Annotated in this window: 26 protein-coding genes; 12 read left to right on the top strand and 14 right to left on the bottom strand. The window is 67.0% G+C overall.

Annotated features, from left to right (window positions below):
* The first annotated feature begins 5 nt into the window (after positions 1 to 5).
* Both ASF81_RS12205 and ASF81_RS12200 read left to right on the top strand, forming a co-directional pair.
* Positions 6 to 230: an alkylphosphonate utilization protein gene (locus ASF81_RS12205; protein WP_055754537.1), complete on the top strand. Its 225-nt coding sequence runs from the start codon at positions 6 to 8 to the stop codon at positions 228 to 230.
* Between the two features lie 41 nt (positions 231 to 271).
* Positions 272 to 1,399, top strand: coding sequence for a GTP-binding protein (locus tag ASF81_RS12200; RefSeq protein WP_055808920.1), 1,128 nt, complete (start codon positions 272 to 274; stop codon positions 1,397 to 1,399).
* A gap of 61 nt (positions 1,400 to 1,460) precedes the next feature.
* Here the strand turns inward: ASF81_RS12200 and ASF81_RS12195 are convergent, their stop codons facing one another.
* Positions 1,461 to 2,516 carry a deoxyhypusine synthase gene (locus ASF81_RS12195; protein ID WP_055808918.1) on the bottom strand — a complete coding sequence of 352 codons (1,056 nt, stop codon included), beginning with the start codon at positions 2,514 to 2,516 and terminating at the stop codon, positions 1,461 to 1,463.
* Between the two features lie 214 nt (positions 2,517 to 2,730).
* The gene (locus tag ASF81_RS12190) at positions 2,731 to 3,996 is read right to left on the bottom strand and encodes a type III PLP-dependent enzyme (protein ID WP_055808917.1); all 1,266 of its coding nucleotides are present in this window, start codon (positions 3,994 to 3,996) and stop codon (positions 2,731 to 2,733) included.
* A 229-nt stretch (positions 3,997 to 4,225) separates the two neighbouring features.
* Here ASF81_RS12190 and ASF81_RS12185 point away from each other — a divergent pair, with 229 nt between their 5' ends.
* From ASF81_RS12185 to ASF81_RS12150, 8 genes are all read left to right on the top strand, one after another.
* Complete coding sequence (locus tag ASF81_RS12185) at positions 4,226 to 5,455, top strand: DUF2254 domain-containing protein (protein WP_055808915.1); 1,230 nt, start codon at positions 4,226 to 4,228, stop codon at positions 5,453 to 5,455.
* Between the two features lie 106 nt (positions 5,456 to 5,561).
* Positions 5,562 to 6,371: a phosphonate ABC transporter ATP-binding protein gene (gene phnC, locus ASF81_RS12180; protein WP_055808912.1), complete on the top strand. Its 810-nt coding sequence runs from the start codon at positions 5,562 to 5,564 to the stop codon at positions 6,369 to 6,371.
* Positions 6,368 to 7,384: a phosphate/phosphite/phosphonate ABC transporter substrate-binding protein gene (phnD, locus tag ASF81_RS12175; RefSeq protein ID WP_055808910.1), complete on the top strand. Its 1,017-nt coding sequence runs from the start codon at positions 6,368 to 6,370 to the stop codon at positions 7,382 to 7,384. Before phnC ends, phnD begins: the two co-directional genes overlap by 4 nt.
* Positions 7,381 to 8,193, top strand: a complete 813-nt coding sequence (gene phnE, locus ASF81_RS12170) for a phosphonate ABC transporter, permease protein PhnE (RefSeq protein WP_045809538.1) — start codon at positions 7,381 to 7,383, stop codon at positions 8,191 to 8,193. The genes phnD and phnE overlap by 4 nt, the downstream gene beginning before the upstream one ends.
* Positions 8,194 to 8,271: 78 nt before the next feature.
* On the top strand, positions 8,272 to 9,339 hold the full coding sequence (locus tag ASF81_RS12165; RefSeq protein ID WP_055808908.1) for a substrate-binding domain-containing protein: 1,068 nt from the start codon (positions 8,272 to 8,274) through the stop codon (positions 9,337 to 9,339).
* A 120-nt stretch (positions 9,340 to 9,459) separates the two neighbouring features.
* Positions 9,460 to 10,338 (top strand): UTP--glucose-1-phosphate uridylyltransferase GalU, encoded by an 879-nt coding sequence (gene galU, locus ASF81_RS12160; protein ID WP_055808906.1) that lies wholly within the window; start codon positions 9,460 to 9,462, stop codon positions 10,336 to 10,338.
* Between the two features lie 101 nt (positions 10,339 to 10,439).
* The gene (locus ASF81_RS12155) at positions 10,440 to 11,237 is read left to right on the top strand and encodes an enoyl-ACP reductase (RefSeq protein ID WP_162237597.1); all 798 of its coding nucleotides are present in this window, start codon (positions 10,440 to 10,442) and stop codon (positions 11,235 to 11,237) included.
* A 57-nt stretch (positions 11,238 to 11,294) separates the two neighbouring features.
* On the top strand, positions 11,295 to 12,479 hold the full coding sequence (locus ASF81_RS12150; RefSeq protein WP_235559361.1) for a benzoate/H(+) symporter BenE family transporter: 1,185 nt from the start codon (positions 11,295 to 11,297) through the stop codon (positions 12,477 to 12,479).
* A gap of 14 nt (positions 12,480 to 12,493) precedes the next feature.
* On the opposite strand, the gene ASF81_RS12145 is transcribed toward ASF81_RS12150, so the two are convergent.
* The 5 genes from ASF81_RS12145 to ffh all read right to left on the bottom strand — a co-directional run bounded on the left by ASF81_RS12145 (position 12,494) and on the right by ffh (position 16,458).
* Positions 12,494 to 12,889, bottom strand: coding sequence for a DUF3597 family protein (locus ASF81_RS12145; RefSeq protein WP_039245841.1), 396 nt, complete (start codon positions 12,887 to 12,889; stop codon positions 12,494 to 12,496).
* Between the two features lie 57 nt (positions 12,890 to 12,946).
* Positions 12,947 to 13,663, bottom strand: a complete 717-nt coding sequence (locus tag ASF81_RS12140; RefSeq protein ID WP_055808902.1) for a glutathione S-transferase N-terminal domain-containing protein — start codon at positions 13,661 to 13,663, stop codon at positions 12,947 to 12,949.
* 83 nt (positions 13,664 to 13,746) lie between these two features.
* Positions 13,747 to 14,274, bottom strand: coding sequence for a ribosome maturation factor RimM (gene rimM / locus ASF81_RS12135; protein ID WP_055808900.1), 528 nt, complete (start codon positions 14,272 to 14,274; stop codon positions 13,747 to 13,749).
* 69 nt (positions 14,275 to 14,343) lie between these two features.
* On the bottom strand, positions 14,344 to 14,895 hold the full coding sequence (rpsP, locus tag ASF81_RS12130) for a 30S ribosomal protein S16 (RefSeq protein ID WP_055754551.1): 552 nt from the start codon (positions 14,893 to 14,895) through the stop codon (positions 14,344 to 14,346).
* A gap of 24 nt (positions 14,896 to 14,919) precedes the next feature.
* Positions 14,920 to 16,458, bottom strand: a complete 1,539-nt coding sequence (ffh, locus tag ASF81_RS12125) for a signal recognition particle protein (protein ID WP_055808898.1) — start codon at positions 16,456 to 16,458, stop codon at positions 14,920 to 14,922.
* Positions 16,459 to 16,772: 314 nt separating this feature from the next.
* Here ffh and ASF81_RS12120 point away from each other — a divergent pair, with 314 nt between their 5' ends.
* Together ASF81_RS12120 and ASF81_RS12115 are read left to right on the top strand one after the other, a co-directional pair.
* Positions 16,773 to 17,978 carry a saccharopine dehydrogenase family protein gene (locus ASF81_RS12120; RefSeq protein WP_039245835.1) on the top strand — a complete coding sequence of 402 codons (1,206 nt, stop codon included), beginning with the start codon at positions 16,773 to 16,775 and terminating at the stop codon, positions 17,976 to 17,978.
* A gap of 13 nt (positions 17,979 to 17,991) precedes the next feature.
* Positions 17,992 to 19,164 (top strand): carboxynorspermidine decarboxylase, encoded by a 1,173-nt coding sequence (locus ASF81_RS12115; RefSeq protein WP_055808896.1) that lies wholly within the window; start codon positions 17,992 to 17,994, stop codon positions 19,162 to 19,164.
* A gap of 39 nt (positions 19,165 to 19,203) precedes the next feature.
* Here ASF81_RS12115 and ASF81_RS12110 read toward each other — a convergent pair whose 3' ends face one another.
* The 7 genes from ASF81_RS12110 to ASF81_RS12080 form a co-directional block, all read right to left on the bottom strand.
* Entirely contained in the window at positions 19,204 to 20,580 is a 1,377-nt protein-coding gene (locus ASF81_RS12110) for a S41 family peptidase (protein WP_055808894.1), read from the bottom strand.
* A 139-nt stretch (positions 20,581 to 20,719) separates the two neighbouring features.
* The gene (locus ASF81_RS12105; protein WP_055808892.1) at positions 20,720 to 21,799 is read right to left on the bottom strand and encodes a murein hydrolase activator EnvC; all 1,080 of its coding nucleotides are present in this window, start codon (positions 21,797 to 21,799) and stop codon (positions 20,720 to 20,722) included.
* Between the two features lies 1 nt (position 21,800).
* Positions 21,801 to 22,265 carry a 23S rRNA (pseudouridine(1915)-N(3))-methyltransferase RlmH gene (gene rlmH, locus ASF81_RS12100; protein WP_055808890.1) on the bottom strand — a complete coding sequence of 155 codons (465 nt, stop codon included), beginning with the start codon at positions 22,263 to 22,265 and terminating at the stop codon, positions 21,801 to 21,803.
* A 4-nt stretch (positions 22,266 to 22,269) separates the two neighbouring features.
* Positions 22,270 to 22,704: a ribosome silencing factor gene (gene rsfS / locus ASF81_RS12095; protein ID WP_082064315.1), complete on the bottom strand. Its 435-nt coding sequence runs from the start codon at positions 22,702 to 22,704 to the stop codon at positions 22,270 to 22,272.
* A gap of 144 nt (positions 22,705 to 22,848) precedes the next feature.
* Positions 22,849 to 23,514, bottom strand: a complete 666-nt coding sequence (locus tag ASF81_RS12090) for a nicotinate-nucleotide adenylyltransferase (RefSeq protein WP_055809018.1) — start codon at positions 23,512 to 23,514, stop codon at positions 22,849 to 22,851.
* A gap of 79 nt (positions 23,515 to 23,593) precedes the next feature.
* Complete coding sequence (locus ASF81_RS12085) at positions 23,594 to 24,484, bottom strand: alpha/beta fold hydrolase (protein ID WP_055808888.1); 891 nt, start codon at positions 24,482 to 24,484, stop codon at positions 23,594 to 23,596.
* A 2-nt stretch (positions 24,485 to 24,486) separates the two neighbouring features.
* Complete coding sequence (locus ASF81_RS12080) at positions 24,487 to 24,975, bottom strand: Fur family transcriptional regulator (protein ID WP_017505514.1); 489 nt, start codon at positions 24,973 to 24,975, stop codon at positions 24,487 to 24,489.
* Between the last annotated feature and the right edge of the window lie 34 nt (positions 24,976 to 25,009).

Genomic DNA, 25,009 nt, shown 5'->3' with positions numbered 1-25,009 from the left:
TGGCCATGACCGACGACGTGACCAAAGATTCCAACGGCAACATCCTGGCCGACGGCGACAGCGTGACCCTGATCAAGGATCTGAAGGTCAAGGGATCGGGCGGGGTGACGCTGAAGCGCGGGACCCTGGTCAAGAACATCCGTCTGACCGGCGACACGGACGAGATCGAGGCCAATGTGGAGAAGGTGCGCGGCCTGGTCCTGCGCACCGAGTTCGTGAAGAAGGCCTGACCCTCTTCCCTTCGCGCGATGCAGCCGCCATCTAGCGGCCTATGACCGACACCCTCGCCGCCCCCGCCTCGTCCCCCGCCAATGGCAAGATCCCCGTCACCGTGCTGACCGGCTATCTGGGCGCGGGCAAGACGACGCTGCTGAACCGCATCCTGACCGAGGACCACGGCAAGCGTTACGCCGTCATCGTCAACGAGTTCGGCGAAATCGGCATCGACAATGACCTGGTGGTCGGCGCCGACGAAGACGTGTTCGAAATGAACAACGGTTGCGTCTGCTGCACCGTGCGCGGCGACCTGATCCGTGTGGTCGCCGGCCTGATGAAGCGCCAACGTCCCGGCAAGCCCGCCTTCGACGCCATCATCGTAGAGACGACGGGTCTGGCCGACCCCGGTCCGGTGGCCCAGACCTTCTTCGTGGACGAGGACGTCAAGGCCAAGACGCAGTTGGACAGCGTCACGACCCTGGTCGACGCCAAACATGTGATGGCGCGCCTGGACGACTCCAAAGAGGCGCGCGAGCAGGTGGCCTTCGCCGACCGCATCATCCTGAACAAGGTCGATCTGGCGACGGCTGACGAACTGGACGCGGTCGAGGCGCGTCTGCGGGCGCTGAACCCGCTGGCGCCCATCGTGCGGGCCGAGCGGTCGAACGTGCCGCTGGATCAGGTGCTGGGCCTGGGCGCCTTTGATCTGGAGCGCATTCTCGAGGTCAAGCCGGACTTCGTGAACCCGCCGCATGGCGCGGACGGCCATGTGCACGACGAGTCCTGCGGCCACGACCACCACGATCATGACCATGATCACCATGACCATGCGCATGATCACGGCCACGGGGCCCATTCTCACGGAGTCAGGGGTCACGCCCACCAGGACGACATCAAGGGCATCTCCCTGTCGCTGGATCGGCCGCTGGACGGGGCCAAGTTCACCACCTGGCTGGACCGGTTGCTGGGCGAGCAGGGTCAGAACATCCTACGCGCCAAGGGCATCATCGACGTCAAGGGCGAGAACCGCCGCCTGGTCTTTCAGGCCGTCCACATGATCCTGGAAGGCGATCTGCAACGCGAATGGGGCGCCGCCGAACGCCGCTGGAGCCGCGCGGTCTTCATCGGCCGCGATCTGGACGAAGCCGCGCTGAAGGCGGGCTTCGAGGCCTGCGCCGCCTGATTTCAAAGGTAGACTGACAGACAAAAGGCCGGCGGAGCGATCCGCCGGCCTTTTTCTTTGATCAGTCCTTCTCGAACAACTTGTTCCAGCGGCGCTTGTCGCGGGCCTTCCAGGCGCCGCGGTGGTAGGCGTCGGAGCCGATCAGGGGGACGACCGTGGTGGCCTCGGCGAAGACCATCTGTTCGTGGGTGGTCTGGACCTTGCCCCACGACGCGGCCTCTTTCAGCGTGGACGACGAGCAGGCGCCGTCGCGGACGTCGGCGACGGTGATCTGGACGGCGTAGCGGTGCATCTCTGCCTCGACGCCGAGAATCTCGGCGCAGACGACCGTGTCCTGGGCGAAGTTCTTGGGCACGCCGCCGCCGACCATGAACAGGCCGGTGACGCCGGCGGCGATCTTGATGTCGGTCAGTTCGCGGAAGTCGGCGATGGCGTCCAGCATCAGATAGGGATGGCCGGCGGCGGCGCGTTCCTTCTGGTGTTTCACCAGACCAAAGCCGGCCGAGCTATCGACGAAGGCCGGGCAGAAGATCGGCACGCCCTCTTCATAGGCGGTCTGGATCAGCGAGCCGGGCTTTTTCGCATTGCCCTCGCTCAGCCACTTGCCCATCTCCCAGATGAACTCGCGGCTGGAATAGCCGCGCGGCTCCAGCCGGTTGGCGATCTCTAGGATGGTGTGGTCGCAGGCCTGGAGCTCTTCCTCGTCGATATAGGTGTCGTAGATCCGGTCGATGTAGTTGTCGCGCAGGACGTTGTCGTCCACCTCGCCGGCCGCCTGATAGTGTTTGAAGCCCAGGGCCTCGAAGAAATCCATGTCGACGATCGAGGCGCCGGTGGCGACCACGGCGTCGACCATGCCGAACTTCACCATGTCGCGGTAGACGTGCATGCAGCCGCCGGCCGAGGTCGAACCGGCCAGGATCAGCCAGGGCGAGCAGTCCTTGTCTTCGATGGCCATCGAGAAGATGTCGGCGGCGCGGGCGGTGTCGCGCGACGAGAAGGACATCTTGCGCATCGAGTCGATGATCGGGCGCGCATCGAAGCTGGTGATGTCGACGTGCTCGACGACATTCTGCAGCAGTTGGGCCTTGGTGTTCGATTGAACGGGAGCGTTCATTTCGGCGGTTTCCCTGTGATTTGAGCGCCCGTCGAACAAGCAGACGTGCCGGGACGGAGCGACCGACAGGACCGATAGACGCCCAACCATCGGCCGTCACCCTCGGACTTGATCCGAGGGTCGGACGTTCCGCCGCGCGTTCCTCGCAAGGAAGACGCAGAGGGGGCCGATCCTCGGGTCGAGCCCGAGGATGACGATTACAGGTGCGGGCGTCCTATTTCCGGCGCGACTTGCGCTGACCGGCCTTACCCTTGGGGCGTGACAGACGCACGACCTTGCGGGCGTTCTCCTCCGCCGTGGTGCGCACGGTGGGGATGGAACGCGGGGCCAGGCCGTAGAGCGAGGCCATCGGAGCGTCCTCGACTGCGGCGATGTCGTGTTCGCCATAGCCGTTGAAGCCCGTCGACATGGCCACGCCGTAAGCGCCCAGCATGCCGATCTCGATGAAGTCGCCCTCGCGCACATCGGCCGGAAGCCAGAAGGGTCCCGGCATATGGTCGATGGAATCGCAGGTCGGGCCGTAGAACTGAAAGGCCTTCAGCTCGCTCGCGCTTTCACCGTCCCGCACCAGCTTGGTCGGGAAGGGCCAGCGCGAATGGGTCGCGTCGAACAGCGAACCGTAGGAGCCGTCGTTCAGATAAAGGGCGTCGCCCTTGCGCAGGTCGACACGGGCCAGGATCGACGAGGATTCGGCGACCAGCGCGCGGCCGGGCTCGCACCACAGCTCGGTCGTTTCCGACACCGGCATCTCGTTGAAGCCGCGATGGATGGCGTCGGCGTATTCGCTCATGTCCGGCGGGACCATGCCCGGATAGACCGACGGGAAGCCGCCGCCGACATCGACGATATCGACGATCACGCCCGCACGGCTGATCGACCGGCCGACCTGGGCCATGGCGGCCTGATAGGCGGTCGGGCGCATGCACTGGCTGCCGACGTGGAAGGAGACGCCCATCAGGCCGTCCTTGACCGCCTGGCGCGTCGCCATCAGCAGGGCCGGCGCCTGATCCGACGACACGCCGAACTTGCCCGACAGCGTATAGGCGGCGCCGTCGGCCGAGACGGCCATGCGCACGATCAGGTTCAGGTCGTCCGCGCCGCCGGTGGCGTCGAGGATCTTGTTCAGCTCGTCGATGCAGTCGAGCGAGAAGGTGCGCACGCCGTGATCGAAATAAGCCTTGGTGATCGCAGAGCGGCTCTTGACCGGGTGCATGAAGGCCAGGCGCACGTCATGGCTGACCGAGCGAACCAGCTCGATCTCGGCGATGGACGCCACGTCGAAGCCGCGAACGCCGGCCTCGATCAGGGTTTCGACGACCCAGCGCGAAGGGTTGGCCTTCACAGCGTAGAAGACGTCGGCCTTTAGATTATCCTGGAACCAGCGCGCCGCTACGGAAACCGAACGCGGCCGCACGAGGGCGACGGGACGTTCAGGGGACCGCTCACGGACCAGGTCCAGGGGAAGCTGATACGTGCGCAATTCACGTAACCCCCTGCTAATTGTTAAACCCAGACCGGCGTTAGCGGCGCAGACAGGACCTACGGGGTCCGCCGGAGAGCGCGATATGGGGACGCGCGACTGTCATGTAAAGAGGTTTTTTCGTGGCGGGGCCTAGGTTTGGCTGTCACAAATCCGCTCTGCGCCCTCCACGACACGATCCGACGGCAACCTTGACCGTTCTGCGCCGTTGCGATGCTCGGAGGGTTTGATGAATCGATGGCTGTTCTTTTGGCGCAAGATGCGGCGTCAGCTGTGGGTGCGCGCCACGGCCTATGCGGTCGCGGGCGTCGCCGCAGCCTTGCTGGCCGCCGCCCTGGCCCCATGGGTGCCGCATGAGATGGCCGAGCGCCTGGGCGGCGAGTCTGTGGAATCGATCCTGACGATTCTGGCGTCCAGCCTGCTGGGCGTGGCGACCTTTTCGGTCGGCGCGATGGTCACGGCCTATACGTCCGTGTCGTCGGCGGCCAGTCCGCGCGTCGCGGCCCTGGTCACCAGCGATGACGAAACCCAGAAATCGCTGGCGACTTTCGTCGGCGCCTTTCTCTACGCCATCGTCGCCGTCACCGCGATCAACGCCCATTATTACGGACAGAACGGTCGGGCGATCCTGTTCCTGATCAGCTTGGCCATGGTGGGTCTGGTGGCGTTTCGCCTCCTGGCCTGGATCAACCGTCTGTCCAGCCTGGCGCGGGTCGGTCACATGATCGATCTGGTCGAGGCCCGGGCGCGCGAGGCGCTGGAACAGCGGCGCGACAATCCTTTTCTGGGCGGGCGCGGGGGCCATCTGCAAAACGGCGCGGACGTGACGGCGCCGGAAACCGGCTACGTCCAGAACGTCGATCCCGATCGCCTGCAGGCCATGGCCGAAAAGCGGGATTGCCATGTGGAGGTGGTCGCTGCGCCGGGCGCCTTCGTGCGACGCGGCGAGGTCCTCGCCCGGGTCAGCCTGCCGGCCTGCGACAAAGAGGCCCAGGACGCCTTCTGCTCCGCCTTCGCGATCGGAGACTCGCGCTCCTATGATCAAGACCCCCGCTTTGGCCTGATCGTTCTGGGCGAGATCGCCGCCAAGGCCCTGTCGCCTGGTATCAACGATCCCGGAACGGCCATTCAGGTGGTGTCGACCGGCGTGAGGTTGATGGACATCTGGGCCCGAGACGGCGCGGAAGACGAGAAGCGGACCCTGCGCGATCGCCTGATGATGCCGGGCGTCTCCGAAGACGATCTGCTCGACGATCTGTTCGGCCCGATCGCCCGTTATGGGGCCGGCGACGTTGCGGTCGCCATCAGACTGCAAAAAGGGTTGAGGGCGCTGGCCTCGATTCCCTGTCTGGCCGCGCCGGTCCGGATGATCGCCGATCAGGCGCTGGAGCGATCGCGGGCCGCTTTGCCGATTCCGGCGGACTACGCCCGGGTGAAGGGTGCGGCGGAAGGCTCCTGAACGGCTCGGGTCTGGACGAGATTGCGCCCGACGTGCGATTAGGACTTGCCCGAGCGCGATTTCAGCTTATTGCGGCGCCCCTTCGCCATAGCCTCCTAGCGAGTTCATGAGTTCATCCGCAGCCGCCGCCGCCCCTGGGCTAGTCCTGGCGCGTGACGTGTCGAAGACCTTCGGATCGCGAAAGGCGCTGGACGGCGTCTCGATTTCCGTGGCCTCCGGCGAAATGGTCGCCCTGATCGGTCCGTCCGGTTCGGGCAAGTCCACCCTGCTCCGCTCCATCACCGGTCTGCAGTCGATCGACGCCGGCGCCGGCACGATCCAGGTGTTCGGCGAGACCGTGCAGAAGGACGGCCGGGTCACCGGCGCCGTGCGCAAGGCGCGCGGCAAGCTGGGCATGATCTTCCAGCAGTTCAATCTGGTCGGGCGACTGAGCCTGTTCTCCAACGTCATGCTGGGCGCGCTGGGCCGTCTGCCCGGATGGAAGGGCCTGCTAGGCCTGTGGCCCCAGGCGGACAAGGACAAGGCCATGGCGGCCCTGCACCGCGTCGGCGTCAGCGACTACGCCGCCCAGCGCGCCAACACCCTGTCCGGCGGCCAACAGCAGCGCGGCGCCATCGCCCGCGCCATCGTACAGGGCGCCAAGGCCATTCTGGCCGATGAACCCGTCGCCTCGCTGGACCCGGTGTCCGCCCGCAAGGTGATGGAACTGCTGGTCGAGCTGAACAAGCGCGACGGCATGGGGGTGATCGTCACCCTGCACCAGGTCGACTACGCCATCCGCTACTGCGACCGCGTCATTGCCCTGCAAGGCGGCAAGATCGTCTATGACGGCCCGTCCACGGCGCTGGACCAAAAGCGCCTGATCGAAATCTACGGTCCCGAGTTCGAGGACGCGTTCTGGGAGACCAAGGCATGAGCCTGTCGCGCATTTCCCCCACCCGCCGTCTAATCGCTGCGGCCGGCGCCGCCGTCATGATCCTGGGCCTGGCGGCCTGCGGCGGCGGCGAGGACAAGAAGGCTGCGGGGGGCGCGCCCAGCGAGATCACCTTCTCGATCCTGTCCGCCGAAGGCCAGGCCTCGGCCGGCCCGCTGTGGCAGCCGCTGCTGGACGACATGTCCAAGGCCATCGGCGTGCCGGTGAAGCCCTATTTCGGTTCGAACTACACAGTCCTGGTCGAGGCCATGCGCGGCAACCACACCCAGGTGGGTTGGTTCTCGGCCAAGCCTGAGGTCGAGGCCATCGATCGCGCCAAGGCCGAGGTCATCGCCCGCACCGTCAACCGCGAGGGTCTGGACAGCTATCAGTCCACCCTGATCGTCAAGAAGGGATCGGGCATCACGCTCGATCAGGTCATGGCGTGCGGCAAGAAGTACAACTTCGGCATCGGCGACGCCCAGTCGACGTCGGGCACCCTGGCCCCGCTGACCTTCCTGTTCAATCCGCGCGGCGTGGTCCCCAGCCAGTGCTTCAAGACCGTGCGCTCGGCCAATCACCAGGCCAACGCCTTCGGCGTGGCGACCGGCGTGATCGACGTGGCGACCTCCAACAGCGTGAACACCATCTTCATGCGCAAGGAAAACCCGCAGTTGGCCGGCCAGATCGAGGAAATCTGGACCTCGCCGCCGATCCCCGAGAGCGGCATCGTCGTGCGCGAGGACCTGGATCCGGCGCTGAAGGAAAAGATCCGCGGCTTCTTCCTGACCTATGGCCAGGGCGAAGGCGCCGAGGCCGAGCGGCAGCGCAAGGTTCTGGCGGACCTGGAATATTCCCGCTTCACCGCCGCCGACGACAGCTATCTGGACCCGATCCGCGAGATGATCGCCGACCAGAAACTGGGCGAGGCCCGCGCCAAGGGCGACACGGCCGCCGCCGCCGCCGCCGAGCGCGAGCTTCAACGCCTGCGCAGCCTGCGCGAGGTCCGGCCTTGACCGCAGTCGCGTCTCCCGCCGTCGCGATTCCGGCGGCGCCCAAGAAGTCCGCCCTCGCCTGGGTCGCCGACGTCCTGGTCTGGGGCGGCGTCGCCGCCGTCCTGCTGTACAGCATCGACGCCGTCGATCTGGGCAACATCTCGCGTCTGTTCGCCGGCAACGACAGCACCCAGCTGTTCGTCCACGACCTGCTGCGTCCCGACTTCAGCGACTGGAAGATGTTCGTCGCCAAGATGTGGGAGACGGTGCAGATCGCCCTATGGGGCACCTTCCTGGCCGTGATCCTGGGTATCCCGCTGGGTCTGGCGGCGGCGCGCAACATCGCGCCCGTCTGGGTCGTGACGCCGGTGCGCTGGATCATGAACCTGCTGCGTTCTGTGCCGGATTTGGTGATCGGCCTGCTGTTCGTGACCGCCGTGGGCCTGGGGCCTCTGGCGGGCGTCCTGGCCATCACCTTGAACACGGCCGGGGTTCTGGCCAAGCTGTTCTCGGAAGCGGTCGAGTCGATCGACAAGGGTCCGGTCGAGGGCGTGCGCGCCACCGGCGCCGGCAAACTGCACGAGATCGTCTGGGGCGTCCTGCCTCAGGTCGCGCCGCTGTGGACCTCGTTCGCCCTGTACCGTTTCGAATCCAACAGCCGGTCCGCGACCGTGCTGGGTCTGATCGGCGCAGGCGGCATCGGCCAGGTGCTGTTCGACAGCATGAACGCCTTCGATTTCCGCGCCGTCTCGGCCATCGTGATCGTCGTCGTGGTCGCCGTGACCCTGATCGACACCCTGTCGCAGGTAATGCGCCGCCGCCTGCTGTAGCGGCGGCGGTTCCTTCGCGGGACTGTCATAATCCTCTGCTCTAAGCATCGCGAAATCGATGCTCAGGGAGAGCCTTGGATGATCCGCACACTGAAACTGGCGGCTTCGGCCGCCGCCCTTCTGGCCCTGGCGGCCTGTGGCGACAACGGCGGGGGCGGCTCCGCCTCCGGCGCGCGCTCCGGCATCTGGGCGGCCGGTTCGTCGACCGTCTTCCCCTTCGCCACGCGGGTCGCCGAGACCTTCGCACGCGGTTCGGGCGGCGCCGCGCCGCGCGTCGAATCGCTTGGCACCGGCGGCGGCATTCAGGCCTTCTGCCAGGGCGTCGGCCCGACCACCCCGGACATCGCCAACGCCTCGCGTCAGATGAAGCAGTCCGAGTTCGACCTGTGCGCCAAGAACGGCGTCACCGACATCGTCGAGATCAAAATCGGCTTCGACGGCATCGTCATCGCCACGGCCCGTAACGGCAACGGCTTCAACTTCGAACTGAATGACCTCTACGAAGGCTTGGCCAAGGAAGTGCCGGGCACCAACGGTCAGTTCGTCGCCAATCCGGCCAAGACCTGGAACCAGGTCAACGCCGGCCTGCCGAACCAGCGCATCCAAGTCTATGGCCCGCCGCCCACCTCGGGCACGCGCGATGCCTTCCTGGAGCTGGGCATGACGCCGGGCGCCAAGCTGGTGCCGGCGGTCAAGGCGATCGAAGGCGACAAGGACCGGTTCGAAGCCATCGCCCACACCCTGCGCGAGGACGGCGCCTGGATCGATTCCGGCGAGAACGACAACGCCATCGTCCAGACCCTGACCCGCACGCCAGGCTCGCTGGGGGTGTTCGGCTATTCGTTCCTGGAGCAGAACCTGGATACGGTGAAGGCCGAGACCATCGACGGCGTCGCCCCGACCGCTGACACCATCGCCAGCGGTGAATACCCGCTGTCGCGCAGCCTCTACATCTATGTGAAGAAGGCCCATATCGGCGTCATTCCGGGCCTGCAGCAGTTCGTGCAGGAGTTCCTGTCGGAAGGCGCCGCCGGCAAGGGCGGCTATCTGGCCGACCGCGGCTTGATCCCGCTGCCGGAAGACCAACTGCTTGCTCAGCGCGCGACCATCGCCGCCATGACCCCGATGGCCCGCCCCGCCAAATAAGGCGGAACCCGACCGCCGTTCCGCCCCTTCTTTCACCGGTTCGCCCCGTTGAAGCGCGAAGCGCTTCAACTCAAGCGCACGAGGCCGTAGAAGGGGCGGGATAGCTGTCAGGATGATTTGATGACCACCACGCCCGCGCGCCTGCGCAAGGCCGTACTGCCCGTCGCGGGCCTCGGCACCCGGGTCCTGCCCGGCACCAAGACGACCCCCAAGGAACTGCTGAACGTCGTCGACCGGCCGATCCTGTCCTACATCGTCGAAGAGGCGCGCGAAGCGGGGATCGAGCACATCGTCTTCGTCACCGGTCGCTCCAAGGGCGCCATCGAGGACTATTTCGATCACCAGATCGAGCTGGAAGCCCAGCTTCTGGCCAAGGGCAAGACTGACATCCTGGAGATGATGAACGCCGAACTGGCCTCGGCCGGGGAGATGAGCTTCACCCGCCAGATGCAGCCCAAGGGCCTGGGCCACGCCGTCTGGTGCGCGCGCGACATCATCGGCCACGAGCCGTTCGCCGTCATCCTGCCCGACGTCATCGTGGATTCTCAGCCCGGCGCCCTGAAACAGTTGGCCGAGGTCTATGCCGAGACCGGCGGCAACATCATCGGCGTGGAATCCGTCCCGGAAGATCAGACCCACAAATACGGCATCGTCGATCCGGTCAGCCGCGACGGTTCGCGGATCGTCATGAAGGGCATGGTCGAAAAGCCCGCGGCTGGAACCGCGCCGTCCAACCTGTCGATCTCGGGCCGTTACATCCTGCAGCCGGAAATCTTCGACCTGTTGGCGACGCAGGAAAAGGGCGCGGGCGGCGAGATCCAGCTGACCGACGCCATGGCGCGACTGATGGCGGACCAGGGCTTCACCGCCGTCGAATACGAAGGCGTCACCCACGACTGCGGCGACAAGATCGGCCTGCTGCGCGCCAACGTCGCCTTGGCCCTGAAACGCCCTGACCTGGGCGATGCGGCGCGCGAGGCGATCGCGGGCCTGCTCTGACGCTAGGGAAGGCGGCGGGGGTTCCGGTTTACGCCCGCCCCTGCTAACCCTCCGCGCAAATCATCAGGAGACGAACCATGGCGACTTCCGAAGGCTGGGACATGCCGACCGGCGACCTCATGAAGGGCAAGAAGGGCCTGATCATGGGCGTGGCCAACTCCAGCTCCATCGCCTGGGGCATCGCCTCGCAACTCGCCGCCCAGGGCGCCGAGCTGGCCTTCACCTATCTGGGCGAAAGCCTGGAGCGCCGCGTGCGTCCGCTGGCGGAAAGCGTCGGCGCCAAGCTGCTGATCCCGGCCGACGTCACCGACGACGCCTCGATGGATGCGGCTTTCGCCGAGCTGGAAAAGACCTTCGGCACGATCGACTTCGTCGTCCATTCGGTGGCCTTCGCCAACAAGGATGAGTTGAAGGGCAGCTTCGTGGACAACACCACGCGCGACAGCTTCCTTCTGGCCATGAACATCTCGGCCTTCAGCTTCGTGGACGTGTCGCGTCGCGCGGCCAAGCTGATGCCGAACGGCGGCAGCCTGATCACCCTGACCTATCTGGGGTCCGAGCGGGTCATTCCGAACTACAACACCATGGGCGTGGCCAAGGCCGCGCTGGAAGCCGCGACCCGCTATATCGCGCGCGACCTGGGTCCCAAGAACATCCGCGTCAACGCCATCTCGGCCGGCGCCATGCGCACCCTGTCGCTGGCCGGCATCTCGGGCGGGCGCGGCCTGCACTCCAAGTCGGCCCAGTTCTCCCTGATCAAGGAAGAGACCTCGATGGAGGGCGTCGCGGGCGCGGCCCTGTGGCTGTGCTCGGACCTGGGCCGCTCGACCACGGGCGAAGTCGTCCACGTCGATGCGGGCTTCCATGCCGTGGGCCTGCCGGAAGACATCGAAGGCTGATCAAGGAGGGCTGATCCCAGCCTTCCGCCACCTGAAGCGACGGTTTAAGGCCGGGGCATGACTGCTCCGGCCTTTTCCATGCGCGCCCTGCCCGCCTCGGCCTTTTCGTCCGCGGCGGTGGCGACGGTGATCGGCTTTGGCGGGACGGTCGCCCTGGTGGTCCAGGCCGGCCAGGCCCTGGATGCGGACGCGGGCCAGATCGGGTCGATGGTGACGGCCCTGTGCCTCGGCATCGGCTTGCCCGGCGCGGTGCTGAGCTGGCGGCTGAAGATCCCCGTCGTGCTGGCCTGGTCCACGCCGGGGGCGGCCCTGCTGGCGGCCTCGACCCTGGGCCTGTCGTGGCCGACGGCCATCGGCGCCTTCGTATTCGCCGCCCTGCTGATGATCCTGACCGGCCTGATCCCGGTGCTGGGACGGCTGGCGGCGCGGATACCGGCGGCCATCGCCTCGGCCATGCTGGCGGGGGTGCTGCTGCCCTTCGTGCTGAGACTGTTCAAGGTGGCGCCGGACGAGACGGCCTTGGTCGTCGGGCTGATCGCAGTGTTCCTGATCTTCAGACGGATGTGGCCGACCTGGGCCTTGCCCGCCGTGCTGGCGGCGACCCTTGCGGTGCTGGCGATGCGGGGACAGTTGGCCCTGCCGGCCGGCACCGGCCTGTTCGGCCATCTTGAGCCGGTCGCGCCCGTCTTCGACTGGAAGGCGGCGGTCAGCCTGGGCTTTCCGTTGTTTTTAGTGACGCTGGCGGCCCAGAACCTGCCCGGGCTGGTGGTGCTGCAGAGCGCCGGCTATCCGCCGCCCGCCAACCGACTGATCCTGTCCACCGGCGTCGCCAGCCTGCTGATCGCGCCGTTCGGCGGGCATGGGGTCAATCTGGCGGCGATCACGGCGGCGATCTGCACGGGGCCGGACGCCCATTCCGATCCCGCCAGGCGCTGGATCGTGGGCGTGATCTACGGCGGTCTTTATCTGGTCGTGGCCCTGTTCGCCGCGCCGTTGGCCGGGCTGTTCATCGCCATGCCGCCGGCGGTGCTGGCGGCGGTGACGGGTCTGGCGCTGATCGCACCGCTGATCGGGGCGCTGCAGATCATGATGACGGAGATCGGATCGCGCGAGGCGCCCGTGCTGACGTTTGCGGCGACGGCGTCGGGCCTGACCCTGTTCGGCGTCGGATCGGCTTTCTGGGGTCTGGTCGTGGGTTTTGCCGCGCTGGCCGCGATCCGCTGGATCAGGCCGACGGCCTGATCCAGCGGATGGGGCTAGTCGCGCAGCGAGGCCGGGACCTGACCGCCGTTTTCGGCCAGCTTCTTCCAGACGGCCTTGGACAAGGCGATGTTCTGTTCAGCCGAGCCGTGCTCGCCGGCGTGGACGTTCAGTTCCTCGGCCAGTTCCTTGCGGGCGGCCAGGCTGGAATCCAGATCCAGCAGCTTCAGAAGATCAACGATCGAGGTCCGCCAGTTGCCGCCGCCGCCCTTGGACGCCGCCAGATCGCTAAGCACCGCCTCGACATCGACGGGCGGCAAGGCCGGCGCGGCGGTCGGGGCCGGCGCGGCGTTGGGCGCCGGGATTCCAGCCGTCGAGGCGGGCGGCGGAACGGGGGCCGCCTTCGGCTTGTGGCCCGTGATCTTGTTCCAGATCGAAGAGAAGATGCCCATCGGTCGCGCTCCTGTTGATTGCGAGCAGACAACGCGACCGACGAGGCGAGGTTCAGATCAGTCGCGCGCCGGGATGTTGAGGCCGCGCTGGACCGCGGGGCGGGCCAGGCCGCGCTCCAGCCAGGCGGCGACGCGCGGGAAGTCGGCGAAGCCGACGATCTCGCCCGCTTCGTAGAAGCCGATCAGGTTGCGGACCCAGCCCAGGGTGGCGACATCGGCGATGGAATAGTCGCCGACAAGCCAGTCGCGGGGTTCTCCCCCGTCATTGGCAAGCCGCGTCTCCAGCACGCCCAGCAGGCGGCGGCTTTCAGCGACGTAGCGGTCGCGCGGGCGCTTGTCCTCGTAGTCCTTGCCGGCGAAGCGGTGGAAGAAGCCCAGCTGGCCGAACATCGGGCCGATCGCGCCCATCTGGAACATGACCCACTGGATCGTCTCGTAGCGGGTCGCCGGGTCGGCCGAGAGCAGCTTTCCGGTCTTTTCCGCCAGATAGATCAGGATGGCGCCGGATTCGAACAGGGCCAGCGGCTTTCCGTTCGGGCCGTTCGGATCGAGGATGGCGGGGATCTTGCCGTTGGGGTTCAGAGACAAAAACTCCGGCCCCCAGGTCTCGTTCTTGGTGATGTCGATCAGGTGCGGCTCGTAGGCCAGGCCGACCTCCTCCAGCATGATCGAGGCCTTCACGCCGTTGGGCGTCGGCAGGGAATACAGCTGGATGCGGTCGGGATGCTGGGCCGGCCAGCGTTGCGTGATCGGGAAGGCGGACAAGTCGGTCATGGGTGCGGCCTCGGCTATTGCGATAGGCCTATGTCGGCGCCGTTCGGCCCATCCGCAACACCGACGGGAGCGGTGACAAAACTTCAGTCCGGCTCGCGCTCGCCCACCTCGGTCGGCGGCACGGCCAGAAGCCAGCCGTCGGCCAGATGCAGTTCCGGCGTCGCTTCCTTGGTGAAGGGCAGATACCAGGTCGGGCCGCCGGCGGCGGGCGCGATCTCCAGCATGTCGTCCGCGCCGAAGTTCTGGACCGACTTCACCGTGCCCATGACGGCGCCCGCCGTGTCGCGGACCTCGATCCCCAAGAGGTCGGCGAGGTAGAATTCGTCCTCTTCCGGTTCCGGGAAGCGGTCGCGAGGGACGTGCAGCTTGAGCCCGCGCAGGGCGTCGGCCTGTTCCTTGGTGGCGATCTCCTTGGCGCGTCCGACGACGCCGTTCTTGTCGGGCCGCGTCGAGGTCAAGGTCAAGGCCACGGTCCCATCGGCGCGCAGCAGAGGGCCATAGGCGGTCAAGGCCAGGGGATCGGCGGTGAAGGCGGTCACCCGCACCTCGCCCCGCACGCCGAAGCCGCCGCCGATCTGGCCGACGAGGATCAATCTGCTGTCCGTGGTCATGCGTGTTCTTAACCCATGAAAAAGGCGGCGTCGAAAGACGCCGCCCTGATCACCGTCAAACCGAAAGGCTTAGCCTTCGGCCTTTTCCTCGGTCGCTTCAGCAGCCGGGGCTTCCTCGGCGGCGGCGTCAGCGGCCGGAGCTTCTTCGGCAGGCGCTTCTTCAGCAGCGGGAGCGTTCTTGGCGGCTTCGGCAGCTGCGGCGGCCTCTTCCTTGGCGCGGGCGGCGGCTTCAGCAGCCTCGACCTTGGCGGCGGCTTCGGCTTCCAGGCGGTCGGCTTCGCGCTGGGCGCGTTCGGCGGCGCGCTCTTGCGCCTTCTTGCCCGGAGCGCCCTTGTTCGGGTTGTTCGACTGCGTCCACTTGACCTTCTGGCCCAGGGTCTCGTCCTGCGACAGGAAGCGGGCGACGCGGTCGGTCGGCTGGGCGCCCTTGCCGAGCCATTCGGCGATGCGCTCGACCTTCAGGGCGACGCGCGGGGTGGCGCCGTCCTTGGGCAGCATCGGGTTGTAGCTGCCGACCTTCTCGATGAACTTGCCGTCGCGGGGCGAGTGCGAGTCGGCGATGACGATGTGGTAGTAGGGGCGCTTCTTGGCGCCGCCGCGGGCCAGACGAATCTTCAGCATTTCAGGTCTCTTTCTAGGAAGTCGTTATTTCTTGGGAGGGAAGCCCGGCAGGCCAGGAAGACCTCCCGGAAGTTGTCCGCCGCCCAGTCCGGCGAGCCGGTCCTGGATGGCTTTCAGATCGTCGGCGGAGGGTTCGGCCATCTTGCAGCCGCCCAGCGCCTTGAGACGAGCCATGTCGGGGCCGCCGCCGCCCATTCCGGGCATGCCACCGCCGCCGAGGCCGCCCAGCATGGCGGCCATCTGCTGCATCTTCTTGGGTCCGCCGCGCGCCATCGACTTGACCACATCGGCCATCTGCCGATGCTGCTTCAGAACCCGGTTTACGTCCTGCACATCGACGCCGGCGCCGGCGGCGATCCGCTTTTTGCGCGAGGCGTTCAGCAGGTCGGGCTTCTTGCGCTCGGCCTTGGTCATCGAGGAGATGATGGCTTCCTGACGCAGGATCATGCGGTCGTCGATGCCGCTCTCGGCCATCTGACCCTTCATCTTGGCCACGCCGGGCAGCATGCCCATGATGCCCTGAAGCCCGCCCATCCGCTTCATCTGCTGAAGCTGGCCGGCCAGGTCGTCCAGATCGAACTGACCCTTGGCCAGTTTGCGGGCCATCTTCTCGGCCTTGGCCTGGTCCAGATCCTGGCTGGCCTTTTCGACCAGGGCGACGATATCGCCCTGGCCCAGGATGCGGCCGGCGACGCGACGGGCGTCGAACACGTCCAGCGCATCGACCTTTTCGCCGGCGCCCAGATATTTGATCGGCAGGCCGGTGACGGCCCGCATCGACAGCATGGCGCCGCCACGACCGTCGCCGTCGGCACGGGTCAGGACCAGGCCGGTCAGGGGCAGGCGCTCGTGGAAGGCCTTGGCGGTACGCACCGCATCCTGACCGGTCAGGCTGTCGGCGACCAGCAGGGTCTCGACGGGCTTGGCGATGTCGGCGACCTCGGCCACCTCGTTCATCAGCCCCTCATCCAGGGTGATGCGCCCGGCGGTGTCGAGGATCAGGACGTCGAAGCCCTGCAGCTTGGCCGATTGCAGCGCCCGGCGCGTGATCTGGACCGCGCTCTCGCCCGCCACGATCGGCAGGGTGGCGACCTCGATCTGCTTGCCCAGGGTGGCCAGCTGTTCCATCGCGGCGGGACGACGCGTGTCCAGCGAGGCCATCATGACCTTCTTGCGATCGAACTTGGTCAGGCGCAGCGCCAGCTTGGCCGAGGTCGTGGTCTTGCCCGAGCCCTGGAGGCCGGCCATCAGCACCACGGCGGGCGGATTGGCGTTGGTGTTCAGCGGGACCGGCTCTTCGCCGCCCAGCATCTCGATCAGGCCGTCATAGACGATCTTGACCACCTGATCGGCCGGCTTGACCGAACGGATGACCTCTTCGCCGGTCGCGCGCTCGGTGGCGAAAGCGATGAATTCCTTGACGACCGGCAGGGCGACGTCGGCCTCGAGCAGGGCCACGCGCACTTCGCGCATCGCCTCGGCGACATCCTTTTCGGACAGGGCGCCGCGCCCGGTGATCCGGTCGAAGACGCCTGTCAGCCGCTCGTTCAGAGCCTCGAACATTCACTACCTCATGGCGACGGGTGAAACGGCTCCATACGACAACGGCCCCCGGCGACGATCACGTCGGCGGAGGGTTCTCGCCGGGCTCGTCTCATCGAAATGAGGGTCGTCCCGGTGGAGACGCAGGTTCACTTGCGTCGGAAGCGGCGGCTTATGGCGGAAAAACCGTACAAAGGCAACCGGAGTGATCCGCTCACGCTATAAGACCCAATATCGGCGCAGGGATTTAGCGGATTGTCATCATCGTGCTAAGAGCCGCGCCCTTTATAGGGGCGGCGCTGTCGCCAGGGTTTCAGACTTCGGGAGAAGCACAGATGAGCAAGGTGCTGGTTATCGGCGCAGGCGGCGTCAGTTCGGTGGCCGTCCACAAGATGGCGATGAACGCGGACATCTTCTCGCATATCACCCTGGCGAGCCGCACCAAGTCCAAGTGCGATGCGATCGCCCAGTCCGTGAAGTCGCGCTTCGGCGTCGACATCGACACGGCGGCCATCGACGCCGACGACGTGGCGGCGACCACGGCGCTGATCCAGAAGGTGCAGCCTGAACTGGTCGTGAACCTGGCCCTGCCCTATCAGGACCTGTCGATCATGGACGCCTGCCTGGCCGCCGGCGTCGACTATCTGGACACCGCCAACTACGAGCCGCGCGACGAGGCCAAGTTCGAATACAAGTGGCAGTGGGCCTATCAGGACCGTTTCAAGGACGCCGGCCTGATGGCGCTGCTGGGTTCGGGCTTCGACCCCGGCGTGACCTCGGTCTTCACCACCTACGTCAAGAAGCATCTGCTGGATTCCATCGAGACGCTGGACATCCTGGACTGCAACGGCGGCGACACCGGCTTGCCCTTCGCGACCAACTTCAACCCCGAGATCAACCTGCGCGAAGTGACCGCGAACTCGCGTCACTGGGAGAACGGCCAGTGGGTCGAAGGCCCGGCGCTGAGCCATAAACAGACCTTCGACTTCGAGGGCGTGGGTCCGAAGAACATGTACCTCATGTACCATGAGGAGCTGGAATCGCTGGCGAAGTTCTATCCCGAGATCAAGCGCATCCGCTTCTGGATGACGTTCGGCGACAGCTATCTGAAGCACCTCGAAGTGCTGGAAAACATCGGCATGACCTCGATCGAGCCGATGCAGTTCCAGGGCCGCGAGATCATTCCGATCGAGTTCCTGAAGGCCCTGCTGCCCGAGCCGGCCTCGCTGGGTCCGATCACCAAGGGCAAGACCAACATCGGCGTCATCGCCACCGGCCTGAAGGACGGGGTCAAGAAGACGGTCTACGTCAACAACATCTGCGACCACGAAGAGGCCTATGCCGAGACCGGCAACCAGGCCGTCAGCTACACCACCGGCGTGCCGGCCATGATCGGCGCAGCCCTGATGGTGACCGGCCAGTGGAAGGGCGACGGCGTGTTCAACATGGAGCAGCTGGACCCCGATCCCTTCATGGACATGCTGAACAAGCACGGCCTGCCGTGGAAGGTTCAGGACCTGGACGCCCCTCTGGACTTCTGATCGGACCGACTGAATGCAGACCCAGGCCGGCGATCCGGGCGCCTTTGCGCATTTCGACCTGAACCGCGTCGCCTCGCCCGCCTTCGTGGTGGACGAGGCGGCCATCCGCCGCAATCTGTCCGTGCTGAAGGGCGTGCGCGACGGGGCAGAGGCGCGCGTGCTTCTGGCGTTGAAGGCGTTTTCGATGTGGTCGCTGGCCGATGTGGTGGGCGAATACCTCGACGGGGTCTGCGCCTCGGGCCTGTGGGAGGCGCGGCTGGCGCGCGAGTTCTACAAGGGCGAGCTGACCACCTATTCGCCGGCCTATACGGCCAAGGACCTGCCTGAAATCCTGCGTCTGTCGGACCACGTCATCTTCAACAACCCGGCCCAGATCGCCCGCTTCGCCGACCTGATCGCCAAGGCGCGGGCTGAAGGGCAGGTGTTCGAGATCGGCCTGCGGCTCAACCCCGAACATTCCGAAGGGGAGGTCGCCAAATACGACCCGGCCCAGCCCTGTTCGCGCCTGGGCTTTCCGGTGTCGCAACTGACCGCCGAACATCTGATCGGCGTCGACGGTTTGCATATCCATGCGCTGTGCGAGCAGGATTTCCAGCCCCTGTCGCGCATCTGGGCGGCGGTGGAGCCCAAGCTTTCGCCGCTGCTGGGCGGGATCAAATGGCTGAACCTGGGCGGGGGGCACCACATCACCCGCGCCGACTATCAGACCGACGATCTGATCGCCTTCGTACGCGATCTGCAGGCCCGGCACGGGGTTCAGGTCTATCTGGAGCCGGGCGAGGCCGTGGCGCTGGACGCCGGCATCCTGATCGGCGAGGTGCTGGACGTCTTCGACAACGGTATGCCCGTCGGCATCACCGACATCTCCGCCACCTGCCACATGCCCGATGTGATCGAGGCGCCCTATCGCCCCGCGCTGCTGAAAGAACCCGAACATGGGGTGACGGTACGGCTGGGCGGGCCGTCGTGCCTGGCCGGCGACATCATCGGCGACTACGTCTTCGCCGAGCGGCCGACGCCGGGGACGCGCATCGCGTTTCTGGACCAGGCCCACTATTCGATGGTGAAGACCAACACCTTCAACGGCGTGCCGCTGCCGTCCATCGTGCTGTGGAACTCGGATACAGACGCGCTGACGACGGTGCGCGCGTTCGATTATTCCGCGTTCCGCGATCGCCTTTCCTAGGCGCAAGAAAAAGGGCGGCTCGCGCCGCCCTTTCCCAATCTATTCTTCTTTCGGTTCGTCCGCCGCCGGGTTGGCGTCGGGCTTGGGCGTCGAGCCCGGCTCGGTGACGACGATGCCTTCGGGCGCGGCCGGCAGTTTCGACAGGTCGCCGCCGGCGCGCAGAACGTCCAACGCGCGCTGAAGCTGATAGTCCTTTTCCTTGTCGAACTTGTCGCCCGGGGCTTCGCGCGGGGTGTGCGGACCCTTGCGCTCGGCGCCGATGGAGGCGTCCAGGGCCGTGGCGTAGGCGGCTTCGGAATAGATGAAGCTGGAGCGCGAGACGATACGGGCCTCGGCCTCCGAACGCGCAACTTCCAGGTCCGGCTCAATGCCGATCTTCTGGATCGAGGCGCCCGAGGGGGTGTAGTAGCGCGCAGTCGTGATCGACAAGGCGCCGTCCTGGCCCTGACGCAGCGGGATCACCGTCTGGACCGAACCCTTGCCGAAGCTGGTCAGGCCCACGATGGTCGCGCGCTGATGATCCTTCAGGGCGCCGGCGACGATTTCCGACGCCGAGGCCGAGCCGTAGTTGACCAGCACGACCAGCGGAAGGCCGCCGGTGATGTCGCCGGGCTTGGCGGAATAGCGCTGGATCTGCTCGGGCTTGCGGCCCCGCTGGCTGACGATCTCGCCGCGTTCCAGGAAGGCGTCGGACACGTCGATGGCGGCGTTCAGCAGACCGCCGCCGTTGTTGCGCAGGTCCAGGACATAGCCCTTCACGCCCGGCTTTTCGGCCTTGATCTTGGCGATGGCTTCGTTCAGCTCGCGGCCGGTGTTCTCGTTGAAGGTCGAGACGCGCAGATAACCGAAGTCGCCCTCGACCCGGCCTGTGACCGACTGAACCTTGATGACCTCGCGGGTCAGGGTCACTTCCAGCGGGTCGGAGCCGTCGCGCAGGAAGGTCACCTTGACGCTGGTGCCCACGGCGCCGCGCAGCTTCTCGGACACCTGGCTGACCGTCAGGCCGGCCGCGTTCTGGCCCTCGATCGAAGAGATCACGTCGCCCGCCTGGACCCCGGCCTTGGCGGCGGGGCTGTCGTCCATCGGCGAGATGACCTTCACCATGCCGCCGTCGGCGCTGATGGTCAGGCCGACGCCCGAATACTGGCCCTCGGTGCGTTCGCGCAGGTCGTCGTAGTTGGAGGGCGGCAGATAGTTGGAGTGCGGGTCCAGCGCCGTCATCATGCCGGCCAGCGCGGCCTCGATCAGCTTCTTGTTGTCGACCGGGACGACGTAGGCCTGCTCGACGATGCCCACCACGTCGCCGAACAGCTCCAGCATGCGGAAGGTTTCGTTTCGTGGGGTCTGGCTGCTGACAGCAGCGGCGGATCCGCCGAGCACCAGAGCGGCGCAGCCGACGAGGAGCAGTTTACGCATTCGGTCTCTTTCGGTCGGGCCGATCACTGTGGGCGCCCGTGGGAAGGTTAAGGCCCCGTCGTCACGACCAAATCGTGGCGACGCGGCGTCCCGCCGATAAAATCAGCGTCAGACGAGAATGCAAAGGACTATTGCGGGTTCAACGCAACCACGGTCCCGGATCGATCGGCCGTTCGTCGCGACGCAGTTCGAAATAGACATCGCCGTCCGGGCCGCTGCGCCCCAGGGTCTGGCCGTCCGAGACCCGGGCGTCCGGGCCGACATCGACGCTTTCCAAGCCGGCGATGACGGCGCGCCAGCCGGGCCCGAGGTCCAGCACCACGACATTGCCCCACCCCGTCAGCGGTCCGGCGTATGCGACCTTGGCGTCGGCGGGCGCGGTGACGGCCGCGCGGTCCGCCCGCCAGCGCCAGCCAGAGGTTCCAGCGCCCCAGGTCTGGCTGGGCGCGCCGGCGACGGGCGAACTGAGGCGGCCGCGTCCGGCCGGAAGGCGAGCGGTCGGCGTCTCTTCGGCCTGGGTGGTCGGGACCGCGCCGCCCAGTTCGCGAATGCGGCGCTCCAGCAAGGCGGCGGCGCGTTCGGCGGCGCGGGCCTCAGCGTTCAGGACGGCGGTCAGGGCGGTCTTGCGCGCCGTCAGCCCCTCGATCTCGCCGCGCCGGTCGCCTTGCTCGCTCTCGGTCGTCAGCAGTCGCTCCGAGGACAGGACGGCGAGGCGGCGGATGCGCATGATCTCGGCCTGACGGGCGGCCAGCACCTTGGCGCGGCTTTCCAGATCCGGCGTCATGGCCTTCAGCAGGATGGAGGCGCGCACAGTGTCGATGGCCTTGTCGACGGGCACCAGCAAGGGCGGCGGCGGGCGGCGGCTCATCATCTGCAGCGCGCTGAGCAGACGCCCCTGGGCGCCGCGCTCACGCGCCAGGTCCGTGACCAGTTCGGCCTCGCGTTCGGTCAGTTGCTGGAGCCGGGCGCGCTGATCGTCGATCTGACGGTCGCCGGTCTGTTCGTCGGCCCGCAGCGAGGCCAGACGGCGCTCCAACTGAGCCAGTTCGGTCTTGGCGGCGTCGGCGTCGGCGCGCAGACGACGGGCGCGCACCGTCTCGTCGCGGTATTCGGCCTGGATGCGCGACAGTTCGCTCTCGGGCGCTTGTCGGCTCATCGCCGGGGCGGCGCAGACGAAACCCGTCAGCAGGGCCAGCGATAAGGGTATGGCGCGACGCATGTCAGTCGCGATGATAGGGCGATCCGGCCAGGATGGTCACGGCCCGATACAGCTGTTCGGCCAGCATGGCGCGCGCCAGGGCGTGGGGCCAGGTCTGTGGACCGAAGGCCAGGGTCGAGGACGCAGCGTCGCGCACGCTGGCGTCCAGCCCGTCCGCCCCGCCGATGGCGAAGACCAGACGACGCTCGCCCTGGTCCCGCAATTTGGCGATGTGGTCGGCGAAGGCGCGCGAGGAATAGGTCTTGCCGCGCTCGTCGCAGGCGATCAGGTGCGATCCTTCTGCGGCCGCGAGGATCAGCTCAGCCTCCGGCGCCTTGCCGGGTCTGCGGGCTTCCAGATCGATCAGTTCGAGGGGACCGAGGCCAAGCGCGCGTCCCGACAGGGTGGCGCGCTTGGCGTAGTCGTCGGCGAGCGTCGCTTCAGGCCCCCGGCCCGGTCGGCCGATGGCGACGATGCTCAGCTTCATGGTGTCAGTCGCGGACCATGCGGTGGGCGGAATCGACCGCCCAGATCTTTTCGATGTTGTAGAAGGTGCGCACTTCCGGGCGGAACAGGTGCACGATCACATCGCCGGCGTCGATCAGAACCCAGTCGCAGTGCGGCAGGCCCTCGACCTTAGCCTTGCCCAGCCCCTGTTCCTTGAGCGTGCGCAGCAGGTGGTCGGCGATGGCGCCGACGTGACGGTGCGAACGACCGGACGCCACGATCATGGTGTCGGCCATGGCGCTTTTGCCCTTCAGGTCGATCAGGACCATGTCCTGGGCCTTGTCCTCGTCGAGGCGGCTCAGCAGGGCTTCTTCCAGCGGCGTGGAGCCGACGGGGCGGGGAGCGGAATCGTCGAAGCCGCGCGGGGAGGCGTCGGATTCAAAGCCGTCTTCGGAATGGAGAGGTTCGATAGGGTCCATCTCGTGCGCCGTATTCGAGACGGCGGCGTCTTGCGTATCATACGCGGGCGAGGGGGTCAGCGGAGGGCTCCGGGAGCGTTGACTAAAGAAGCCCTCTAGCACGGATGGGCCGCAACGTGAACCGCCGCCCGAATCATCCGGCGATCACGAGGTCGCGCGCACGCCTGCGCCGGTCCTGATCGCCGTGGACGACAGGGGGTTGAGCGGCGCCGTCAGATAGGTCCAGGCGGGCGCCTGAAGCGTCGGCAGAAGCCCCGCCTGCTGGGCCGGAATGCGAAAACCGGCGAAGCGGGCGGCGGCCGGCGCCGTGCGGCTGTCCAGCAGCGAACCCGGCCGGGCGATGACCGCCACCGGCATCAGCCGCATGATGTCGGTCCAGCCCCTCCAGCGGTGGAAGCTGGCCAGATTGTCCGACCCCATCAGCCAGACGAAATGCACGCCGGGATGCCGCGCGACCAGCAGGCGCAGGGTGTCCACGGTCCAGGCGACGCCGGCCCGGCTCTCGAAGTCCGAGACGATCATCGACGGACCACGCGCGTGCTGGCGCGCCGAGGCCATGCGGTCTTCCAGCGGCGCGCTTTGACGGGCGTCTTTCAACGGGTTCTGCGGCGAGACCAGCCAGACGACCCGGTCGAGATCCAGACGCCGCATGGCGGTCTCGGCGACATGGGCGTGACCGTCGTGGGCGGGATTGAAGGAGCCGCCGAACAGGCCGACCTTCATGCTTGGAGCGAGGATCAAACCGTCGCGGAGCGCCCCGGAGCGGGGGCCGGCGCCTTTGGGCGCGGGACCGGCGTGGAAGAAGGACAAGCGGCGTCTCGGGCGGCGGGCGTTATGCTCAGCGGCGCCCTTATAGCGCGCGCCCATGCTCCGCCTACAGAATTCGTTCTCAGACGGCGGCGTCGAACAGGGCGTCGCGCGCCACGTCGGCATGGGTCATGGGGAACAGGTGCCCGCCGCCGGACACGACCTCGACCGAGACATTGGGCAGCCCTCTGGGCTGGACCGGCACATGGGTCAGGGCGCCGTGTTCGGCTTTGAGGATGCGAACCGGTCCGGGATAGCGTTTCATGGCCCGCCACGGATCGTGCGCCTGGGCTGCGTAGTTGGCCGCCTCCCAGGCCGGCGCCGCGCTCAGGCTGAACCCGCCGTCGCCTTCGTTCAGGCCTTCGGAGAGATAGTCGGCCAGCACCATGTCGGGCCAACCTTTGAAGGCGCCGCGCCCGCGATAGGCGGCCATGGCCTGTTCGCGGCTGTCGAACTGGCTGCGACGACGCAGGGTGGCCTTGGCGATGGGGATCGCCTTCATCAGCTTGTGGGCGAAGGGCAGGTTGAAGGCGAAGACCGCCGAGCGTTTCCAGATCACCGGATCGAACAGCACCAGGCTGGACACCCGATCCGGCCGGACGGCGGCCGCCAGAAGCGAGGCCGTGCCGCCCATCGAATGGCCGGCCATGACCACGGGCGGGCCGTCGATGGCCTCCAGCAGCGCCAGCAGGTCGTCACGATGGTCCAGCCAACTGGTCTTGGGGCGCGCGAAGGTCGGCAGCGCAGACCGACCATGGCCGCGCAAATCCGGCGCCCAGATGCGCAGGGACGCCGACAGCGGCGACAACAGGCTGCGATAGGTGGCGGCGTTGAAGCCGTTGGCGTGAGAGAAGATCAGATCGACCGGCCGGTTGGGATCGCCGAAATCCAGCACGGCCATTTCGCCGGCGCCCCAGCGATTGTCGATCGGCACGGACAGGCGACGCGGTGGGGACATCAACGCCCCATCCATGGTCATGCGACGTCGCGACAGGCGGCGCAGCGACCGTGCGCCTCGATCGTCGTGCGGGCGATGGCGTAGCCGGCGGCCGAGGCGGCGGCGTTCATGGCGCTCTGATCCGGGCCGCTGACCTCGCGCGTCGCGCCGCAGCAGTCGCAGATCAGAAAGGCGGCCGCGTGGGCGGCCTCGCCATCGTCGGTGCAGGCGACATAGGCGCTGATGGAAGCGATGCGGTGCACCATGCCCAGCCGTTCCAGGAACTCCAGCGCGCGATAGACGGTCGGCGGCTTGGCGGCTTGGCCGTCCTCGCCGAAGCGGGCGATCAGATCGTAGGCTTTCACCGGCTCGCCGCTTTCCAGCAGCAGGGCCAGGACGCGACGACGCTGGGCGGTCATCCGCTCGCCCTGCTGAACCGCGCGCGCCTCGGCCGCCGCAAGGGCGCGGTCCAGCGCCCCGCCGTTCAGGCCGGAGTGGTCATGGTCATGATCGCAGGCGGAACCCATACGCCACAGCTAATGGCTGGCGACCCCCACTGCA

This window comes from Brevundimonas sp. Leaf168, from assembly GCF_001423685.1.
In the GTDB taxonomy this organism is placed as follows: domain Bacteria; phylum Pseudomonadota; class Alphaproteobacteria; order Caulobacterales; family Caulobacteraceae; genus Brevundimonas; species Brevundimonas vesicularis_C.
This window is presented reverse-complemented; position numbering and strand designations above follow the sequence as displayed.

Coding starts and splice junctions, on each gene's coding strand:
- ASF81_RS12120 (WP_039245835.1), top strand. CDS start 16,773: ATGAGCAAGGTGCTGGTTATCGGCGCAGGCGGCGTCAGTTCGGTGGCC.
- rpsP (WP_055754551.1), bottom strand. CDS start 14,895: ATGCTGAAGATTCGTCTGGCCCGCGGCGGCGCCAAGAAGCGCCCCTAC.
- ASF81_RS12205 (WP_055754537.1), top strand. CDS start 6: ATGACCGACGACGTGACCAAAGATTCCAACGGCAACATCCTGGCCGAC.
- rsfS (WP_082064315.1), bottom strand. CDS start 22,704: ATGGACCCTATCGAACCTCTCCATTCCGAAGACGGCTTTGAATCCGAC.
- phnD (WP_055808910.1), top strand. CDS start 6,368: ATGAGCCTGTCGCGCATTTCCCCCACCCGCCGTCTAATCGCTGCGGCC.
- ASF81_RS12085 (WP_055808888.1), bottom strand. CDS start 24,484: ATGGATGGGGCGTTGATGTCCCCACCGCGTCGCCTGTCCGTGCCGATC.
- rlmH (WP_055808890.1), bottom strand. CDS start 22,265: ATGAAGCTGAGCATCGTCGCCATCGGCCGACCGGGCCGGGGGCCTGAA.
- ASF81_RS12185 (WP_055808915.1), top strand. CDS start 4,226: ATGAATCGATGGCTGTTCTTTTGGCGCAAGATGCGGCGTCAGCTGTGG.
- ASF81_RS12200 (WP_055808920.1), top strand. CDS start 272: ATGACCGACACCCTCGCCGCCCCCGCCTCGTCCCCCGCCAATGGCAAG.
- ASF81_RS12150 (WP_235559361.1), top strand. CDS start 11,295: ATGACTGCTCCGGCCTTTTCCATGCGCGCCCTGCCCGCCTCGGCCTTT.
- rimM (WP_055808900.1), bottom strand. CDS start 14,274: ATGACCACGGACAGCAGATTGATCCTCGTCGGCCAGATCGGCGGCGGC.
- galU (WP_055808906.1), top strand. CDS start 9,460: ATGACCACCACGCCCGCGCGCCTGCGCAAGGCCGTACTGCCCGTCGCG.
- ASF81_RS12110 (WP_055808894.1), bottom strand. CDS start 20,580: ATGCGTAAACTGCTCCTCGTCGGCTGCGCCGCTCTGGTGCTCGGCGGA.
- ASF81_RS12140 (WP_055808902.1), bottom strand. CDS start 13,663: ATGACCGACTTGTCCGCCTTCCCGATCACGCAACGCTGGCCGGCCCAG.
- phnC (WP_055808912.1), top strand. CDS start 5,562: ATGAGTTCATCCGCAGCCGCCGCCGCCCCTGGGCTAGTCCTGGCGCGT.
- ASF81_RS12165 (WP_055808908.1), top strand. CDS start 8,272: ATGATCCGCACACTGAAACTGGCGGCTTCGGCCGCCGCCCTTCTGGCC.
- ASF81_RS12195 (WP_055808918.1), bottom strand. CDS start 2,516: ATGAACGCTCCCGTTCAATCGAACACCAAGGCCCAACTGCTGCAGAAT.
- ASF81_RS12115 (WP_055808896.1), top strand. CDS start 17,992: ATGCAGACCCAGGCCGGCGATCCGGGCGCCTTTGCGCATTTCGACCTG.
- ffh (WP_055808898.1), bottom strand. CDS start 16,458: ATGTTCGAGGCTCTGAACGAGCGGCTGACAGGCGTCTTCGACCGGATC.
- ASF81_RS12080 (WP_017505514.1), bottom strand. CDS start 24,975: ATGGGTTCCGCCTGCGATCATGACCATGACCACTCCGGCCTGAACGGC.
- ASF81_RS12155 (WP_162237597.1), top strand. CDS start 10,440: ATGCCGACCGGCGACCTCATGAAGGGCAAGAAGGGCCTGATCATGGGC.
- ASF81_RS12145 (WP_039245841.1), bottom strand. CDS start 12,889: ATGGGCATCTTCTCTTCGATCTGGAACAAGATCACGGGCCACAAGCCG.
- ASF81_RS12105 (WP_055808892.1), bottom strand. CDS start 21,799: ATGCGTCGCGCCATACCCTTATCGCTGGCCCTGCTGACGGGTTTCGTC.